13 protein-coding genes and 2 pseudogenes are annotated in these 17,568 nt (G+C 70.8%); 12 read left to right on the top strand and 3 right to left on the bottom strand.

The window, feature by feature from the left end:
- The first annotated feature begins 175 nt into the window (after positions 1-175).
- On the top strand, positions 176-1,624 hold the full coding sequence (locus tag G6N51_RS21340) for an amino acid permease (protein WP_083173357.1): 1,449 nt from the start codon (positions 176-178) through the stop codon (positions 1,622-1,624).
- On the opposite strand, the gene G6N51_RS21335 is transcribed toward G6N51_RS21340, so the two are convergent.
- A complete protein-coding gene (locus G6N51_RS21335; protein ID WP_083173358.1) occupies positions 1,621-2,184 on the bottom strand; it encodes a nucleotidyltransferase family protein in 564 nt (187 codons plus the stop codon). The two genes, G6N51_RS21340 and G6N51_RS21335, sit on opposite strands and share 4 nt — an antisense overlap.
- A 50-nt stretch (positions 2,185-2,234) precedes the next feature.
- Between G6N51_RS21335 and G6N51_RS21330 the strand changes: the two genes are divergently transcribed.
- The 4 genes from G6N51_RS21330 to G6N51_RS21315 all read left to right on the top strand — a co-directional run bounded on the left by G6N51_RS21330 (position 2,235) and on the right by G6N51_RS21315 (position 6,641).
- The gene (locus G6N51_RS21330; protein ID WP_083173359.1) at positions 2,235-4,583 is read left to right on the top strand and encodes a xanthine dehydrogenase family protein molybdopterin-binding subunit; all 2,349 of its coding nucleotides are present in this window, start codon (positions 2,235-2,237) and stop codon (positions 4,581-4,583) included.
- On the top strand, positions 4,580-5,464 hold the full coding sequence (locus G6N51_RS21325) for an FAD binding domain-containing protein (RefSeq protein WP_083173360.1): 885 nt from the start codon (positions 4,580-4,582) through the stop codon (positions 5,462-5,464). Before G6N51_RS21330 ends, G6N51_RS21325 begins: the two co-directional genes overlap by 4 nt.
- Positions 5,457-5,942: a (2Fe-2S)-binding protein gene (locus G6N51_RS21320; RefSeq protein WP_083173361.1), complete on the top strand. Its 486-nt coding sequence runs from the start codon at positions 5,457-5,459 to the stop codon at positions 5,940-5,942. Before G6N51_RS21325 ends, G6N51_RS21320 begins: the two co-directional genes overlap by 8 nt.
- Positions 5,943-6,092: 150 nt before the next feature.
- Positions 6,093-6,641 (top strand): hypothetical protein, encoded by a 549-nt coding sequence (locus tag G6N51_RS21315; protein WP_174814411.1) that lies wholly within the window; start codon positions 6,093-6,095, stop codon positions 6,639-6,641.
- 36 nt (positions 6,642-6,677) lie between these two features.
- Here G6N51_RS21315 and G6N51_RS21310 read toward each other — a convergent pair.
- A pseudogene (locus tag G6N51_RS21310) lies at positions 6,678-6,893 on the bottom strand (DUF488 family protein); the annotation flags it as partial.
- Positions 6,894-6,966: 73 nt separating this feature from the next.
- Between G6N51_RS21310 and G6N51_RS29580 the strand changes: the two are divergent.
- The 7 genes and pseudogenes from G6N51_RS29580 to G6N51_RS21280 form a co-directional block, all read left to right on the top strand.
- Positions 6,967-7,692: pseudogene (locus G6N51_RS29580) on the top strand (BadF/BadG/BcrA/BcrD ATPase family protein); the annotation flags it as partial.
- A 117-nt stretch (positions 7,693-7,809) separates the two neighbouring features.
- On the top strand, positions 7,810-8,685 hold the full coding sequence (locus tag G6N51_RS29575) for an N-acetylmuramic acid 6-phosphate etherase (RefSeq protein ID WP_306460848.1): 876 nt from the start codon (positions 7,810-7,812) through the stop codon (positions 8,683-8,685).
- Between the two features lie 100 nt (positions 8,686-8,785).
- Positions 8,786-9,304, top strand: a complete 519-nt coding sequence (locus G6N51_RS21300) for a hypothetical protein (RefSeq protein ID WP_083176394.1) — start codon at positions 8,786-8,788, stop codon at positions 9,302-9,304.
- A 55-nt stretch (positions 9,305-9,359) separates the two neighbouring features.
- Positions 9,360-11,078, top strand: coding sequence for an Hsp70 family protein (locus G6N51_RS21295; RefSeq protein ID WP_083176396.1), 1,719 nt, complete (start codon positions 9,360-9,362; stop codon positions 11,076-11,078).
- A 141-nt stretch (positions 11,079-11,219) separates the two neighbouring features.
- Complete coding sequence (locus G6N51_RS21290) at positions 11,220-14,111, top strand: heterodisulfide reductase-related iron-sulfur binding cluster (RefSeq protein WP_083176398.1); 2,892 nt, start codon at positions 11,220-11,222, stop codon at positions 14,109-14,111.
- 32 nt (positions 14,112-14,143) lie between these two features.
- Positions 14,144-15,433 (top strand): pyridoxal phosphate-dependent aminotransferase, encoded by a 1,290-nt coding sequence (locus G6N51_RS21285; RefSeq protein ID WP_083176400.1) that lies wholly within the window; start codon positions 14,144-14,146, stop codon positions 15,431-15,433.
- A 35-nt stretch (positions 15,434-15,468) separates the two neighbouring features.
- Entirely contained in the window at positions 15,469-16,737 is a 1,269-nt protein-coding gene (locus G6N51_RS21280) for a YibE/F family protein (protein WP_083176412.1), read from the top strand.
- Here the strand turns inward: G6N51_RS21280 and rfbA are convergent.
- Positions 16,679-17,554 (bottom strand): glucose-1-phosphate thymidylyltransferase RfbA, encoded by an 876-nt coding sequence (rfbA, locus tag G6N51_RS21275; protein WP_083176409.1) that lies wholly within the window; start codon positions 17,552-17,554, stop codon positions 16,679-16,681. The genes G6N51_RS21280 and rfbA overlap by 59 nt on opposite strands.
- Positions 17,555-17,568 lie beyond the last annotated feature (14 nt).

The raw sequence follows: 17,568 nt of genomic DNA, 5'->3' as shown, positions 1-17,568 counted from the left end.
ACTGCTCTCGGCCGCACCGTGGTGTCAACCCAGGCTTGAGTCTGGTTCGCTCAACTTGTCGATCATGCTAACGGCGCGCGTCGCCGTCTTGTTCCCAGGGGGGTCGCTGCACTGGGCACCCCGGCCGTCGGTGGGTTAGCCTGAGCCTTTCCCGGAGCCGACACGGCAGGACTCAATGCCACCGCAAGACAGCGCCGCCGCGCGGCTCGCCCGCGAAGAGGCGGGCTATCACAAGGGCCTGAACAACCGCCAGATCCAGATGATCGGCCTCGGGGGCGCCATCGGGACGGGCCTGTTCCTCGGCGCCGGCGGAAGGCTCGCGTCGGCGGGACCGGGGCTGTTTCTGGTGTACGGAATCTGCGGCATCTTCGTCTTCCTGATCCTGCGCGCCCTCGGCGAGCTGGTGCTGTACCGCCCGTCCTCGGGATCCTTCGTCTCCTACGCCCGTGAGTTCTTCGGCGAGAAGGCCGCGTTCGCCGCGGGCTGGCTGTACTTCCTCAACTGGGCGATGACGGGGATCGTGGACACCACCGCGATCGCGCACTACTGCCACTACTGGACGGCGTTCCAGGCCGTCCCGCAGTGGACGCTGGCGTTGATCGCGCTGGTCGCCGTGCTGGCGATGAACCTCATCTCGGTCAAGCTCTTCGGCGAGCTGGAATTCTGGGCCTCGTTGATCAAGGTGCTCGCGCTGGTGACGTTCCTCGTCGTCGGCATCGTCTTCCTGGTCGGCCGCGTCAAGGTCGACGGCCATGACCCCGGGGTGACGCTATGGGATAGCCATGGGGGACTCCTGCCGGCCGGCTTGCTGCCCCTGGTGCTGGTGACCTCGGGGGTGGTCTTCGCCTACGCCGCGGTCGAATTGGTCGGCATCGCGGCCGGGGAGACCGCGAATCCGCACAAGATCATGCCGCGGGCGATCAACTCGGTGGTGTTTCGCATCGCCATCTTCTACATCGGGTCGACGGTCCTGCTGGCGCTGCTGCTGCCGCACACCGCCTACCGGGATCACGTGAGCCCGTTCGTCACCTTCTTCTCGAAGGTCGGGTTCGGCGGGGCGGGCAGCGTGATGAACCTCGTGGTGCTCACCGCCGCGCTCTCGAGCCTCAACGCCGGGCTGTACTCCACCGGCCGCATCCTGCGGTCCATGGCGATCAACGGCAGCGGCCCGAAATTCACCGCACCCATGACCAAGAACGGCGTGCCGTACGGCGGCATCCTGCTCACCGCCGTCGTCGGCCTCTCGGGCATCGTGCTCAACGCCGTCAAACCGAGCCAGGCGTTCGAAATCGTGCTGCACATCGCCGCCGTGGGCGTGGTGGTGGCCTGGGGGACGATCGTGGCGAGCCAGCTGCGGTTCTACCGGCTGTCCCGCGCCGGGGCGGTGCAACGGCCGCACTTCCGGATGCCGCTGGCGCCCTACAGCGGCTACCTCACGCTGGCCTTTTTGGCCGGCGTCCTCGTCTTGATGGTGTTGGACAAGGTCCAGGGCCCGTGGCTGCTCGGCGCCATGGCCATCGGCGTCCCCGGGCTGATCGGCGGCTGGTATCTGGTCCGCCACCGGGTGGACGCCGCCGCCCAGGACACCCCGCCGCTGGCCGTCGACCCACCCGCGGCGGCCTAAGGCTCGTCGATGTCTCGGCCGCCGGCCAGATCCGCGCAGTCGACGAGCTCGACGTCGGGCCGGGTGCCCAGGTACGCGCCGGCGCCGTGATCACCCGAGACGCGCGAGACGACCTCCGGCCAGTGCCGGCGCGCGATCACCACCGGATGCCCCGGCCGGTCGCCGAAGACGGCGCGCGCCAGGCCACTGGGCGACCCCACCGCGCGGTCGAGGACCCGCGCCACCACGGCGGCGCCGACGTCGGGCGTGTCGATGACGTGCAGCACCGCGTAGTCGGCCCGCATGCGGCCGGCCTGGGCCAGGCCGGCCCGCACCGAGGCGCTCAGCCCCGCGCGCCAGTCCGGCGCCACGATCGCGGTGACCCCGGCCGGGGCGGGGACCTCCGCGGCGCCCAGGACCAGGACGACACCCGCACACCCGCCGTCCTGCAGCGCGTCCACCGCGGCCTCCAGCCACCCGTCGACCAGCACCTTCGGCTTGCCGTAGCGGCTTCCGGCGCCCGCGGCCAGCAGGATTCCGACGACGTGTGGCGCCGGGCCAATAGACTGCGATAACGGCACTCTCCTATGATGACATTCAGCTTCTCGCACAGCGACAATCACGGAGCGCAATGACTCAGGACGTGCAGGCGGCAACGGGCGGGCCGGTCACCCCGGCGCCCCGGTACGCCGGCACCCGCGTCCAGCGGGTGGAGGACGGCCGGCTGTTGACGGGCCGTGGCAGCTTCGTCGACGACATCGTCCGGCCGGGCATGCTGCACGCCTGCTTCGTGCGCAGCCCGTTCGCGCGGGCGCGCATCAACGGCATCGACGCCTCGGCCGCGCTGGCGCTGCCCGGCGTGCGCGCGGTGTTCACCGCCGCCGACCTCAACCCCGACGCGAAGGAGGGGTGGCACGCCGTCGCCGGCAAGGACGTCGCGGACACGCCGCGCCCGCCGCTGGCCGAGGGCGAGGCGAAGTTCGTCGGCGACCCCGTCGCGCTCGTCGTCGCCGAGAGCCGGTATGTCGCCGAGGACGCGCTGGAACTCATCGACGTGGACTACGAGCCGCTGCCCGCGGTCACCGATTTCACCCGGGCGCAGGACTCCGATGTGCTGGTGCACGGCGCCTACCCGAACAACGTCGCCGGTGGCATGGGCGGAGCCCCGCCCGACGAGGAGCTGTTCGCCAACGCGCCCTGCGTGGTCAAAGAGCAGATCTATCAGCAGATTTACGCGCCCGTGCCGATCGAGACCCGCGGCCTGGTGGTCGAATGGACCGCCGCCACCGGGGAACTCACGATGTGGGCGTCCACCCAGACCCCGCACGAGCTGCGGGCGTTCTGCGCCCGGCTGTTGGGCATTGCGGCGCAACGTGTTCGGGTCATCATGCGCGACACCGGCGGCGGCTTCGGCCAGAAGGTCGTCCCGATGCGCGAGGACATGTGCATCATGCTGGCCGCCCGCAAGGTGCCGGCGGCGCTGAAGTGGATCGAGGACCGGCGCGAGAACCTGATGTCGGCGGGGCAGGCCCGCCACGTCGACGGCACGGCGCGGATGGCGTTCGACGACGAGGGAAACATCGCCGCGGCCGACATCGACTTCGTCCAGGACATCGGCGCCTACCCGACGCCGTACCCGGTGCTGACCACGGCCGCCATCGGCATGTTCTTCCCGGGCCCGTACCGGGTGCCCAAGGCCAGCTTCAACTACAAGACGGTCTTCTCCAACACCAGCGGCCTGGCCGCCTACCGCGGCCCCTGGCAGTACGAGACGCTGGCCCGCGAGATCCTGCTCGACATCGCCGCGCGCAAGATGAACGTCGACCCGGTCGAGCTGCGCCGGCGCAACCTGTTGCGCCGCGACGAGATGCCCTACGTCAACCCCAACGGCATGCCGTATGACCACGTCGCCCCGATCGACACGTTCGAGCAGGCGGTGAAAATCCTTGACCACGAAGGGTTTCGCAAGGAGCAGGCCGAGGCGCTGGCGCAGGGCCGCTACCTGGGCCTCGGGTTTTCGGCCTACATCGAGCCGACCGGCGCGGCGACCGGGCACCTGGCCACCGAGGGCGCGACCATCCGCATGGAGCCGACCGGCAAGATCAACGTGTACGTCAACGGCGGCTCGAGCGGAAACAGCATCGAGACCACCGTCGTGCAGCTGACCGCCGACGCGCTGGGCGCCGACATCGACGACGTGGCCACCATCCAGGGTGACACCGCGGTCACCCCGTACGGGGCCGGGACGCAGGGCAGCCGCAGCGCGCCGATGACCGCCGGGGCCGTTAGCGAGGCGGGCGCCATCCTGCGCGAGAAGATCGTGGCGCTGGCCGCGCACCACCTGAAAGTGCCCGAGGCGCAAGTGGATCTGGCGTTCTCGGTGGCCAGCGCGCGCGACGATCCGGCCAAGTCGGTGTCATTCGGGGAGCTGGCCTACGTGGCGTACTACTCGCCGCAGCAGCTGCCGCCGGGACTGTCGACCAACCTCGAGGCGACCGCGCGGTTCAACTCGACCAATCCCATCCACTGGTCCAACGCGACGCACGCCTGCACCTGCGAGGTGGACGTGGCGACCGGCAAGGTGACCCTGCTGCGCTACATCGTCAGCGAGGACGTCGGGCCCATGATCAACCCGTCGGTGGTGGAGGGCCAGATCGCCGGTGGAACCGTGCAGGGCATCGGCGGCGCCCTGATGGAGGACATGGTCTACGACGACGAAGGCAACCCGCTGGCAACGACTTTCGTCGACTACCTGTTGCCCACCGCCACCGAGGTGCCGCCGATCGAATTCGGCCACGTCGAGATACCCGGGCCGGGACCCGGCGGCTACAAGGGCGCCGGAGAGGGCGGGGCCATCGGCTCGGTGCCGGCGGTGATCAACGCCGTCAACGACGCGCTGGCGCCGCTGGGCGTGACGGTCACCCGGCTGCCGGCCAGCCCGGCGTCGATCGCCGCCCTGCTGGAACGGGGGCAACGGTGAAGCCGGCCGCGTTCGACTATCACCGCCCCGACACCATCGACGACGCGGTGGGCCTGCTGGCCGAACTGGGCGACGACGCGAAAATCCTTGCCGGCGGCCAGAGCCTGGTGCCGATGCTGGCGATGCGGCTGGCCTATTTCGACCATCTCATCGACATCTCCCGGCTGCCCGAGCTGCAGGGCATCGACCGCAGGGGCCCGGAGCTGTGGATCGGCGCCGGCACCACCGAGGCCGCAGTGGGTGCCGATGACCAAGTGCGGCAAGCCGTTCCGCTGTTGACGCGGGCGACGCCGTTCGTCGGGCACTTCCAGATCCGCAGCCGCGGCACGCTCGGCGGGTCGATCGCCCACGCCGACGCGGCCGGTGAATACCCGGCGGTCGCTTTGACCCTGGATGCGGTGATGGAGGTGCAGTCGCCGCGCCGGCGCCGCGAGATCGCGGCGGCCGACTTCTTCGCCGGGGTGTGGGAGACCACCATGGACGCCGACGAGGTGCTGACCGGGGTGCGATTCCCGGTGTGGGACGGCAGATGCGGGTTCGCCGTCGAGGAATTCTCCCGCCGGCACGGCGATTTCGCGATCGCCGGCGCCCTGGTCGCCGTCCAGCTCGACGACGGCGATCGGGTGTCGCGCTGCGCGATCGGGCTGCTGGGCATGGGGCCCACGGTCCGGCGCGCCACGGCGGCCGAGGTGGCCGCGGTCGGCAGGCCGGTCGCCGAACTGGTGCCCGAGGAGATCGGCGAGGCCGCGATGAGCGGGCTCGACGACGTCCCGAACGACCTGCAGGGGTCGGCGTCCTACCGGCTGCGGGTCGGCGCCACCATGGCCGCCCGCGCCTGGACGCAAGCGATCACCGAAGCCCTGGGGGAAAGCCATGCGTGAACACCCAATCAACCTGTCCGTCAACGGAACTGAAACCACGGCCGCGGTCGAGCCCCGGATGACGCTGGCCGACTTCCTGCGGGAGAAGTGCGGGCTGACCGGCACCCACCTGGGCTGTGAGCACGGGGCGTGCGGGGCGTGCACGGTGCTGCTGGACGGCCAGGCCGTGCGTTCGTGCCTGATGTTCGCGGTGCAGGCCGACGGGGCGGAGGTGACGACGGTCGAAGGCGTCGCCGCGCCGGACGGCACCCTGTCGCCGGTGCAGTCGGCGCTGCGGGAGTGCCACGGGCTGCAATGCGGCTTCTGCACGCCGGGTTTCGTCATGTCGCTGACCGCGCTGCTGCGCGACAATCCCGATCCCACCGACCAGGAGATCCGCGAAGGCCTGTCGGGCAACTTCTGCCGGTGCACCGGTTACCAGGGCATCGTGGCCGCCGCCCGCCGGGCCGCCGAGGTCCAGTCGGTCACGCGGCGATAAAGCTTCACCATCGGGGTCGCATCGATAGGCGCGCGGTTGCAGGGGGTTTCGTCGCTTCGCGCGTAATCTGATTTTCCGGTATCGGGTGATCGTCGGGAGTGGCGCGTGCGGTTTTCGCAAAGGGCACGGTGGAGTCTTGCCGGGGGTTCCCTGCTGATCGCGCCGGTCCTGGTCAGTCCCGCGCTGATCGACGCATGTTCCTCCACCATCGCCGGCCGCCCGGTCGCCGCGCCCGGGGCGGGCCCGGTGGAACCCACGTTCCCCACACCCAGGCCGAGCACGGCCCCGCCGGCGCCCACCGCAAGCCCGGCCCCCGGCCTCCCGACCGCCCCGGCCAACCCGACGGCGCCCGCCGGCACCATCCCGTTGCCGCCCGACCAGAACGGCTACGTGTTCATCGAGACCAAGTCGGGCACCACGCGCTGCCAGATCAACAAGGACACCGTCGGCTGCGAGGCGCCGTTCACCAACTCCCCTCTGCAAGACGGCGAACACGCCAACGGCGTCAGCGTCGACTCCGGCGGCAAGGTGCAGTGGGTGCTGGGCAACCTGGGGGCCATCCCCACGGTCCAGATCGACTACAAGACCTACAACGCCGCGGGCTGGACGATCAACGCGACCGCCGACGGGACGCGCTTCACCAACGACCGCACCGGCCACGGCATGTTCGTCAGCCTGGACAAGGTCAACACGTTCTGACGGCCCGAGGCCGGACCGGCGACCGTCGGCTCGGCCGTCCCATACCAGGTGGCCGTCGGGGCGGCGGCGGGCACCGCCGGCGGGGCGGTGTGGGCGCAGGCGGCCGTCCGGCATGAGGTGTCGCACCGGCACGGCGCGACCGAGCTCCGCCACGTCGGCGATCAGCCGCCGGTGGCAGCGCCACCAGACGCTCTCGCTGCACATCACCGTGGTGGTGCGCCGGGCTGCGTCGGCCAGGACCTGGTCCAGCGCCCCACGGTCAGCAACGCCCGCCCCACTTAACCAGTGTGCCCGGCTGTCGACACACAGCCCGGGCCGATCGAGGATGGGTGCGATGATCCTCGCCGTCGACCTGGGTAAGACGTCGTGCCGGGCGTCGGCCCGGGGCCGCAGCGCCCGGGGGCCGGGCGCGCCGGGGCTCGCGGCGCCCGGCGGCGTGCGGGCCGCGGAGGCGGCGATCCGGAACGTGGCGCGCGAGTTCGGCGCGGTCGATGAGGTGATTGTGGGCGCCGCCGGGGCGCTGGCGGCGCGGGACGCCGCGCGGGCGCTGGGCGATGCGCTGCTGACCTCGCTGCGGGCCGAACGCGTCGCGGTGACCAGCGACGCCGTGATCGCGCACGCCGGCGCGCTGGACGGGGAGCCGGGCGTCGTGCTGATCGCGGGCACCGGCGTCGTGGCGCTCGCGATCGACGCTGACGGCGCGCTGCGGACCGCCGACGGCTGGGGCCCGTGGCTGGGTGACGAGGGCGGCGGCGCGTGGATCGGCGCCGCCGGGCTGCGCGCGGCGCTGCGCGCGCACGACGGCCGCGGCCCGTCCACCGCGCTGCTCGACGCCGCCCGCGCCCGCTTCGGCGCGCCCGAGACCTGGCCCGCGCGGCTCACCGGTGCCGCCGCGCTCGCGTCCTTCGCACCCGACGTCCTCGCCGCGCAGGGCGACGCCGCCGCGCTGGCGATCGTCGGTGCGGCGGCTGAGGCGCTCGCCGCGACCGCTCGCGCGGCCGGGGATGGCCCGGTCGCGATGGTCGGCGGGCTGGCCGGGTTCACAGCGCTGCGTGAGCAGCTCGACCTCGTCCCCGCCGCCGGCGACGCGCTCGACGGGGCGCTGCGGCTGGGGGCGATCCACGAGCCGCACGTGATCCGCGTGCAGGCGGCGCCCAAAACCGTTGCCGTGCAAGGACTCGACGCGCTCGCCACCGAAGCCGTGCGTCCAGGCCTGCACGACCTCGACGCGCGGCCCGTCGGGGACGTCGTCGCGCTGCTCGTCGCCGCCGAAGGCGAGGCGCACGCCGCGGTGGTGGCGGCGGTCCCGCGGATCGCGGCGGCGGCCGCGGCGATCGCTGCGCGGCTCGAGCGCGGCGGCCGCCTGATCTACGCCGGTGCCGGAACGCCCGGGCGGCTCGGCGTGCTCGACGCGGCCGAATGTGCGCCCACGTTCGGCACCGACCTGGTGCGCGGTGTGATCGCCGGCGGGCCGGCGGCGCTGACCGAGGCGATCGAGGGCGCGGAAGACGCGTTCGACCCCGCCGATCTCGCCGAATTGACCGCCGCCGACGCGCTTGTCGGGATCACCGCGTCGGGCCGCACGCCTTACGTGCTCGGGGCGCTCGAGCATGCGCGCGCGGCGGGTGCGCTGACGGTCGCGATCGTCAACAACCCCGGCGGTGAGGCATCAGCCGACGTGGTGATCGAACTATTGACCGGGCCAGAGGTGTTGGCCGGCTCGACGCGGCTGACGGCGGGAACGGCGCAGAAGGTCGTGCTCAACGCGCTCTCGACGAGCGTGATGATCGCGCTCGGCAAGGCCTACGGACCGCGGATGGTTGACGTGCGGCCGACCAGCGCGAAGCTGCGCCGCCGTGCGGTGCGGATCGTGCGCGACGCGGCCGGCGTCGACGAGGAAACCGCGGCCGCAGCACTCGCCGCCGCGGGTGGTCACGCCAAAACCGCGATCGTCGCGTTGCTCGCCGGCGTCGACGCGGTCGAGGCCGCCGTCCGGCTCGACCGGGCGCGGGGACGCGTGCGGGCCGCGCTCGGAGGGCAATGAGGCGGCAACGCCCGAGACCGTTCGTCGGCCTCGACAAGGTCAACACGTTCTGAGCGGCGGCCTCAGGAGCCCCGCAGGCGGGGTCAGTACCATCGGTGCCGTGGAACGCAAAGGCCCACCCGACGACTTCCACGAGCAGGCGACCCATCATGCCAACTACGGCATGGCTGACCAGCCGACTTCCGGCGAACCCCCGCCGTACCCGCCCGGGGGGTTCGAGCAGCCCGAGGCCTTCGACGACCTGGAGAGCGAACCCACTCCGTGGTATCGCAAGCCTCCGCTGCTGATCGCCTGGCTGGTGTTCGTCGCAATCCTGATCGCGCTGATCGCGTACGGCATCACCGAGCTGCTGCACGGCGAAGGGGGCACCAGCCCCACCCCGAGCCCCAGCAGCACGAGCACGACCACCACCACGACGACGACGACAGCGCCGACCACCACCACGACGCCGACCACCAGCAGCTCGGTCGAGGCGCCGGCACAGCAGCCGACGCAGCAGCCCACGCGCCAGCCCAGCCAGCAGGAGGCGCCGCACCGGCACCACCTGCCATCGCTGCCGTCGGTGATCACGATCCCGGGGGTGCCCACGGTGATCACGGTCCCGCCCGGCCTGCGCTGACCCGGTCGGCCGCTATGGTGAGGACCACCGGGCGATCGGAAGTGGGGTGCGGGGCATGAGCGAGTCGCTCGGGCTGTCGATCGGGGCGGCCCACCTGGTGGCGGCCCCGGCGGGCGGCGCCCCGGTGGTCCGCAGCGCCGTGTTGACCCTCTTCGAGCACCGGCCCACCGAAGTTGGCCTGCCGGAAGAAAATCCGAACCTGACCGAAAACGGAATGGTGCTGCGCGGATTCGTCGAGCGCGTCGGCGACCGTTCCCCGTTGGTGGCGGCCGACGGGACGAAGTACCTCGGCGAGGTGCTGACGGTCGAGGCGATCGAGGCCATGGCCCGCACGGTCGGCTACGGCGCACCGATCACCATCGCCGTCCCCGCGTACTGGTCCGACGCCCAGTTCGCCGCGCTGCGTGACGAATTCTTCGCCCAGCCGGATCTCGCCCGCGGCGGTGTGACCCCGGTGCTGGTGTCCGACGCCACCGCCGCGCTCGCGGCACTACGCGGCAGGCCGGGATTCCCGACGGCCGGCGTCGTCGCGCTGTGCGATTTCGGCGCCAGCGGCACCACGATCACCCTGATGGACGCCGGGGCCAACTTCACCCACATCGGTCCGTCGGTGCGGTACGCCGATTTCTCCGGCGACGCCATCGATCGGCTCGTCCTCGGGCGCCTGCAGGCCTCCGACGACACCATGGCCGACCTGGCCGGCACCGTGCGGATGGGCTCGCAGGCCCGACTGCTCGACGCATGCCGGCGCGCCAAGGAGCAGCTGTCGACCGCCGCGACCGCGTCGCTCACGCCGGCTCCGGGCGCCAACGTGCAGCTGTCGCGCGCCGAGCTGGAGCAGCTGATCTCCGAGCCGCTGGACCGATTCCTGGACACCCTCGAGGAAGCGTTGCGCCGCAACGGGATTGCGGTATCCAGGCTGGCCGCGGTCGCGAGCGTCGGCGGCGGCGCCAGCATCCCACTGCTCACCGCGCGGCTGTCGGAGCGCTTTCGGGTGCCGGTCCACACCGCGCCGCAGCCCGCGGCCAGCGCGGCGATCGGCGCGGCGTCGCTGGGTGGTCAGCAGGCGCCGGCGGGTGCCCCGACCGCCGCGGGCGCCGTCGTGGAAGCGCCTACCGAAATGGTGGGCACCGCCGGAATCGACATGACCCAGGCCGCGTCGGCCGCCCGGGCCACCGACGTGGACGGCGCGCTGGCCTGGTCGCAGGACGCCGACGACGCCGACGAGCCGGTGCCCTACACCGGGCGCGACGCCACCGGTGAGTACACCGATGAGGCAGCCGATCTCGACCGGTCCGCCGGTGACCGCGACGCCGCCCAGGAGGGCGGGCTGCCGTGGTACAAGCGCACGGCCCTGGTCCTCACCGTCGCCGGCGCCGCGGCGGCGGTGCTGGTGGCCATCGTGTTGGCGCTGACTTTGGGCCACCCCAAGTCCAGCCCGGTCACCACCACACCGGCTCCGCCGCCGACGTCGCAAACCGTGACCATCACCGGGCCGGACAACAGCACCACCGTGACGGTCCTCCCGCCGCCCCCGCCGCCGTCGTCGTCCGAACAGCCACCGGCTACCACGACGACCGCGCCGCCGACGACCACCACCACGACGACGCCCCCGCCGACTACCACCACCACGACGCCCCCGCCGAGCACGACCACGACGACCGCGCCGCCGACCACGACCTCGCAGGCGCCGACCACCACCGAGGCACCGCCGACGACGACCAGGCGCGAAAGGCCGTTGTTCCCCCGGTTTGAACCCCCGCTGGGCCGCTAACGAAGCAATCCACGGCGGCCGATGGACGCCAACTTAGGGCAGCCTTTCTCGCGGCGAAAGCTGCGGAGATGCCACTATGAGCAGGGCTAAGCAGGCAAACACATCGCAGGCTGAATCAACAAGGCATTGGGGAGACCTTCTGTGACGACGCAGATGCTCATCAGACTGGTAGTGGGCATGGGCATGACGCTGGTCGTGGCCGCACTCGCTGCCCGGCGGGTCCTGTGGCTGTTCAAGCTGATCACGTCCGGGAGGCCCGCCCCCGGGCACACCGATGAACCCGGCAAGCGAATCTCGGCGGAGGTCTCCGAGGTCTTCGGGCAGCGCCGACTGCTCAAGTGGTCGCTTCCCGGCCTGGCGCACTTCTTCACGATGTGGGGCTTCTTCATCCTGCTGACGGTCTACATCGAGGCCTACGGGCTGCTGTTCCAGGACAATTTCCACATCCCGATCATCGGGCGCTGGGACGCGCTGGGCTTCCTGCAGGACTTCTTCGCCACCGCCGTCTTCCTGGGCATCGCGACGTTCGCCGTCATCCGGCTTCGCACCGAACCCAAAGAGTACGGCCGCTCGTCGCGGTTCTATGGTTCGCACACCGGCGGCGCCTGGCTGGTGCTGCTCATGATCTTCAACGTCATCTGGACCTACGTCCTGGTGCGCGGGTCAGCGGTCAACAACGGCACGCTGCCCTACGGCAAGGGCGCCTTCCTCTCCCAGCTGTTCGGCGCGATCCTGCGCCCGCTGGGCCAGCCCGCCAACGAGATCATCGAAACCACGGCCCTGCTGCTGCACATCGCGGTCATGCTGGCGTTCCTGATCATCGTGCTGCACTCCAAGCACCTGCACATCTTCACGGCGCCCATCAACGTCATCTTCAAGCGGCTGCCCAACGGCCTCGGGCCGCTGATGCCGCTGGAACACGACGGCAAGCCGATCGACTTCGAAAACCCGCCCGACGACGCCGAATTCGGCCGCGGCAAGATCGAGGACTTCAGCTGGAAGGCGATGCTGGACTTCGCCACCTGCACCGAATGCGGGCGCTGCCAGTCGCAGTGCCCGGCGTGGAACACCGGCAAGCCGCTCTCGCCGAAGCTCGTCATCATGGACCTGCGCGACCACTGGATGGCCAAGGCGCCCTACATCCTGGGCGAGAAAAACTCGGAGCCGCTTGAGGGCCTCGACCTCGAAACGGTCCACGAAGAGGGCCACCATGTGCCGGAGTCCGGATTCGGCCGGGTGCCCGGGCACGGGCCCGAGCAGGCTGCCCGCCCGCTTGTCGGCACCGCCGAGCAAGGCGGCGTCATCGACCCCGACGTGCTGTGGTCCTGTGTGACCTGCGGCGCCTGCGTGGAGCAGTGCCCGGTGGACATCGAGCACGTCGACCACATCGTCGACATGCGCCGCTACCAGGTGATGATGGAGTCGGAGTTCCCGTCCGAGCTGTCGGTGCTGTTCAAGAACCTGGAGACCAAGGCCAACCCGTGGGGCCAGAACGCCGCCGACCGCACCAACTGGATCGACGAGGTCGACTTCGACGTCCCGGTCTACGGCGAGGACGTCGACAGCTTCGACGGCTTCGAGTACCTGTTCTGGGTGGGCTGCGCGGGCGCCTACGACGACAAGGCCAAGAAGACCACCAAGGCCGTCGCCGAGCTGCTGGCCGTCGCCGGGGTGAAGTACCTGGTGCTGGGGACCGGCGAGACCTGCAACGGCGACTCCGCGCGCCGCTCGGGCAACGAGTTCCTGTTCCAGCAGCTGGCCGCGCAGGCCGTCGAGACCCTGGACGGGGTGTTCGAGGGCGTGGAGACGGTCGACCGCAAGATCGTTGTGACCTGCCCGCACTGCTTCAACACGCTGGGCCGCGAATACCGGCAGCTGGGCGCGAACTATTCGGTGCTGCACCACACCCAACTGCTCAACCGGCTCATCCGCGACAACAAGCTGGTGCCGGTGACGCCCGTTTCTCAGGACATCACCTATCACGACCCGTGCTACCTGGGCCGGCACAACAAGGTCTACGAGGCGCCGCGCGAGCTGATCGGGGCCGCGGGGGCGACGCTCACCGAGATGCCGCGCCACGCCGAGCGCAGCTTCTGCTGCGGCGCCGGCGGCGCGCGGATGTGGATGGAAGAGCACATCGGCAAGCGGATCAACCACGAACGCGTCGACGAGGCGCTGGCCACCGGGGCGTCCACGATCGCCACCGGCTGCCCGTTCTGCCGCGTGATGGTCACCGACGGCGTCAACGACCGCTCCGAGGAGGCCGGCCGCACCGGCGTCGAGGTGCTCGACGTGGCCCAGGTGCTGCTCGGCTCCCTCGAGTACGACAAGGCGACGCTGCCGGAGAAGGGCACGGCCGCAAAGGAAGCCGAAAAGCGGGCGGCTGCTGCGCCCAAGGCCACCGCGACCGTCGAGGCGCCGGCCGAGGAGACCGAGCAGGAACCCGCCGAGGCCGCCCCGAAGGCCGAGGCTGCGCCGAAAGCCGAAGCCGCGCCCGCCGCGCCCGTGAAGGGGTTGGGCATCGCGGGCGGGGCGAAGAGGCCCGGCGCGAAGAAGGCCGCACCGGCCGCCGAGGCCAAGGCGGAGGCGCCCACGGCGTCTTCCGAGGCACCCGCCGCGCCGGCCAAGGGTCTGGGCATCGCCGCCGGCGCCAAGCGCCCCGGCGCCAAGAAGGCCGCCCCGGCGGCCGAAACACCCAAGGCCGAGGCGCCGAAGGCCGAGGCGCCGAAGGCCGAGGCCGCGCCGGCGGCCGAGGACAAGGCCGAAGCCAAGGCACCCGCGGCGCCGGTCAAGGGTCTGGGCATCGCCGCCGGCGTCAAGCGCCCCGGCGCCAAGAAGGCCGCCCCGGCGGCCAAGGCCGCCCCGGCGGCCGAGGCACCCAAAGCCGAGGCACCCGAAGCCGAACAGGCCGAAGCCGAGCCCGCGCCGAAGGCGGAGCCGGCAAAGCAGGCCGACGGCGACGGCGCACCAGCGGGCCCGCCGGTCAAAGGCCTGGGTATCGCCCGCGGGGCCCGCCCGCCGGGCAAGCGCTGATCTGGGATTTTGCCGCTTGCCGGCAAAATTCGGTGGACAGAAGTGGCACCATTGGTGAGGTGACCATGCACCAACTGCCCCTGCACGCGACCGCCCACCACCGGCAGCGCGTCTTCGCGCAGTCGTCCAAGCTCCGGGACGTCCTGTACGAGATCCGCGGTCCGGTGCACCAGCACGCCGCGCGGCTGGAGGCCGAAGGGCACCGCATCCTCAAGCTCAACATCGGCAATCCGGCGCCGTTCGGCTTCGAGGCGCCCGACGTGATCATGCGCGACATGATCCAGGCCCTGCCGTACGCGCAGGGCTACTCGGATTCGCAGGGCATCCTGCCCGCCCGCCGCGCCGTGGTCACCCGCTACGAGTTGGTCGAGGGCTTCCCCCGGTTCGACGTCGACGACGTCTACCTGGGCAACGGGTGCTCCGAGCTGATCACGATGACGCTGCAGGCCCTGCTCGACAACGGCGACGAGGTGTTGATCCCCTCGCCCGACTACCCGCTGTGGACGGCGTCGACGTCGCTGGCCGGCGGCACGCCCGTGCACTACCTGTGCGACGAGACCCAGGGCTGGCAGCCCGACATCGCCGACCTGGAATCCAAGATCACCGAGCGCACCAAGGCGCTGGTCATCATCAACCCCAACAACCCGACCGGCGCCGTGTACAGCCACGGCGTCCTCACCCAGATGGTGGAACTCGCGCGCAAGCACGAACTGCTGCTACTCGCCGACGAGATCTACGACAAGATCCTCTACGACGACGCCAAGCACATCAACGTGGCCACGCTGGCGCCGGACATGTTGTGCCTCACCTTCAATGGGCTGTCCAAGGCCTACCGGGTCGCCGGATACCGCGCGGGCTGGCTGGCGATCACCGGGCCCAAGGACCACGCCGAGAGCTTCATCGAGGGCATCAATCTGCTGGCCAATATGCGGCTGTGCCCCAATGTGCCCGCCCAGCATGGGATTCAGGTCGCCCTGGGCGGCCACCAGAGCATCGAAGACCTGGTGCTGCCCGGCGGCCGGCTGCTCGAGCAGCGCGACGTCGCCTGGGAGAAACTGAACGAGATTCCCGGGGTGTCCTGCGTGAAGCCCGAGGGCGCGCTGTACGCCTTCCCCCGGCTCGACCCCGAGGTCTACGACATCACCGACGACGAACAGCTGGTCCTCGACCTGCTGCTGCAGGAGAAGATCCTGGTCACCCAGGGCACCGGATTCAATTGGCCGGCACCGGATCACCTGCGCATCGTCACGCTGCCGTGGGCCCGTGACCTGGCCGCGGCGATCGAGCGGCTGGGCAACTTCCTGGTCGGCTATCGCCAGTAGGCATCTTCGCAGCCGGCGCCTCTACGGTGGACCGGGTGAGCCACTCGCACTCCCACTCGCACCGCCCGTCCGGCCCGGCCCCGGTCGACCCGCTGCCCGCCAGGATCGTCGTCGGGCTGCTGGTCGCGATCGGTCTGGCGGTCCTGGGCGGCGCCGTCGCGCTGTGGCCCAGCCGCGAGCACGTCGACATCCCCATGCCGTTCCAGAACGCGGCCGGGGGCGCGGTGAGCACGCAGGCCGGGCATGTGCTGTCCAGCGGCCTGGGCGATTGCGGCAGCCCGTCGGTCAGCCAGGTGCTCACCACCGCACCACAACCGGCGCCGCCGGGCGCCGGCCGGTGCGTGCTGACCCAGGTGGCCATCGATTCCGGCCCCAACGCCGGCGCCGGCACCTTGCTGGAGTCCTCGCCCGGCCCCGGCCAGCCGAAGTTCGCGGTGGGAGACCACATTCGGCTCGTCCGCCAGGTCGACGACCAGGGCGCCACCAGCTACGCGTTCTACGACTTCGAACGCGGCTGGCCGTTGGTCGCCCTGGCCGTCGCGTTCGCGGTGGTGGTCGTCGCCGTGGCGCGCTGGCGGGGGCTGCTGGCGCTGGTCGGCATCGTGGTCGCGTTCGCGGTGCTGGTGGTGTTTCTGCTGCCGGCGCTGCGCGACGGCGCCCCCGCGATTCCGGTGGCCCTGGTGGCCTCGGCGGCGATCCTCTACGCGGTCATCTATCTGGCCCACGGCGTGAGCCTGCGCACCAGCGCCGCGCTGCTGGGCACCCTGACGTCGCTCTTGCTGGCCGCGGGATTGTCCTGGGCCGCAATTCAACTGGCCCATCTGACCGGCTTGTCCGACGACCAGAACGCCACCGTCAGCGCGTACCTGGGCAGCGTGTCGATCAGTGGCCTGCTGCTCGCCGGCTTCATCATCGGGTCGCTGGGTGTGCTCAACGACGTGACGGTGACCCAGGCCTCCACGGTGTTCGAGCTGGCCCACCTCGGCGGTTCGCGGCGCGCGATCTTCGTGGGCGCCATTCGGGTCGGTCGCGACCACATCGCCAGCACGGTGTACACGCTGGTGCTGGCCTATGCCGGCAGTTCGCTGCCGCTGCTGCTGCTGTTCAGCGTGGCCAACCGTTCCCTGGCCGACGTGCTGACCAGCGAGAGCGTGGCGATCGAGATCGCCCGGTCGGCGGTGGGCGGTGTCGCGCTGGCGTTGTCGGTGCCGCTGACGACGGCGATCGCCGCGGCGCTGGCGAAGCCTAGTGAAATCGGCTCCGCTCCAACAGATCCAGCAGATAGCCGCCGTACCCGGACTTGAGCAGGGTCTGCGCTTGCTGGGCCAGCTGCTCGTCGGTGATCCAGCCCTGCTGCCACGCCACTTCCTCGGGGACGCTGACCTTCAGGCCCTGCCGCCGCTCCAGCGTGCGCACGAAGTCGCTGGCGTCGAGCAGGGAGTCGAATGTGCCCGTGTCCAGCCAGGCCGTTCCGCGGGCCATCACCTCGACCGAGAGCCGGCCCCGATTCAGGTAGATCTGGTTGACCTCGGTGATCTCGTACTCCCCGCGCGCCGACTTCTTCAGACTCCTGGCGATCTCGATCACGTCGTTGTCGTAGAAGTACAGTCCCGGCACCGCGTAATTGGATTTCGGTGTCTTGGGTTTCTCCTCCAGCGACAGGGCCGTGCCGTCGTCACTGAACTCGACGACACCGTACGCCGACGGGTTGGCCACCCAGTACGCGAAAACCGCTCCGCCGCTGATGGTTTGGAAACGGCTCAGGCTGGTGCCCAGCCCGGGGCCGTAGAAGATGTTGTCTCCCAACACCAATGCCACCGAGTCGTTGCCGATGTGGTCGGCGCCCAGGACGAAGGCCTGGGCCAGGCCGTCGGGCCGTTCCTGGGTGACGTAGCTGATGTTGATCCCGAATTGCGAGCCGTCGCCCAGGAGCCGCTCGAAGCCCGCCGCGTCGTGCGGGGTGGTGATCACCAGGATGTCGCGAATCCCGGCCATCATCAGGGTGGACAGCGGGTAGTAGACCATCGGTTTGTCGTACACCGGCAGCAACTGCTTGCTGATGCCCACGGTGATCGGATGCAGGCGAGTGCCCGAGCCGCCGGCCAGGATGATCCCGCGCATGGTGGTCCCCTCTT

The organism is Mycobacterium paraseoulense (assembly GCF_010731655.1).
Lineage (GTDB): Bacteria > Actinomycetota > Actinomycetes > Mycobacteriales > Mycobacteriaceae > Mycobacterium > Mycobacterium paraseoulense.
Note: the sequence above shows the minus strand (reverse complement) of the source record. Positions and strands in the feature narration are given on the sequence as shown.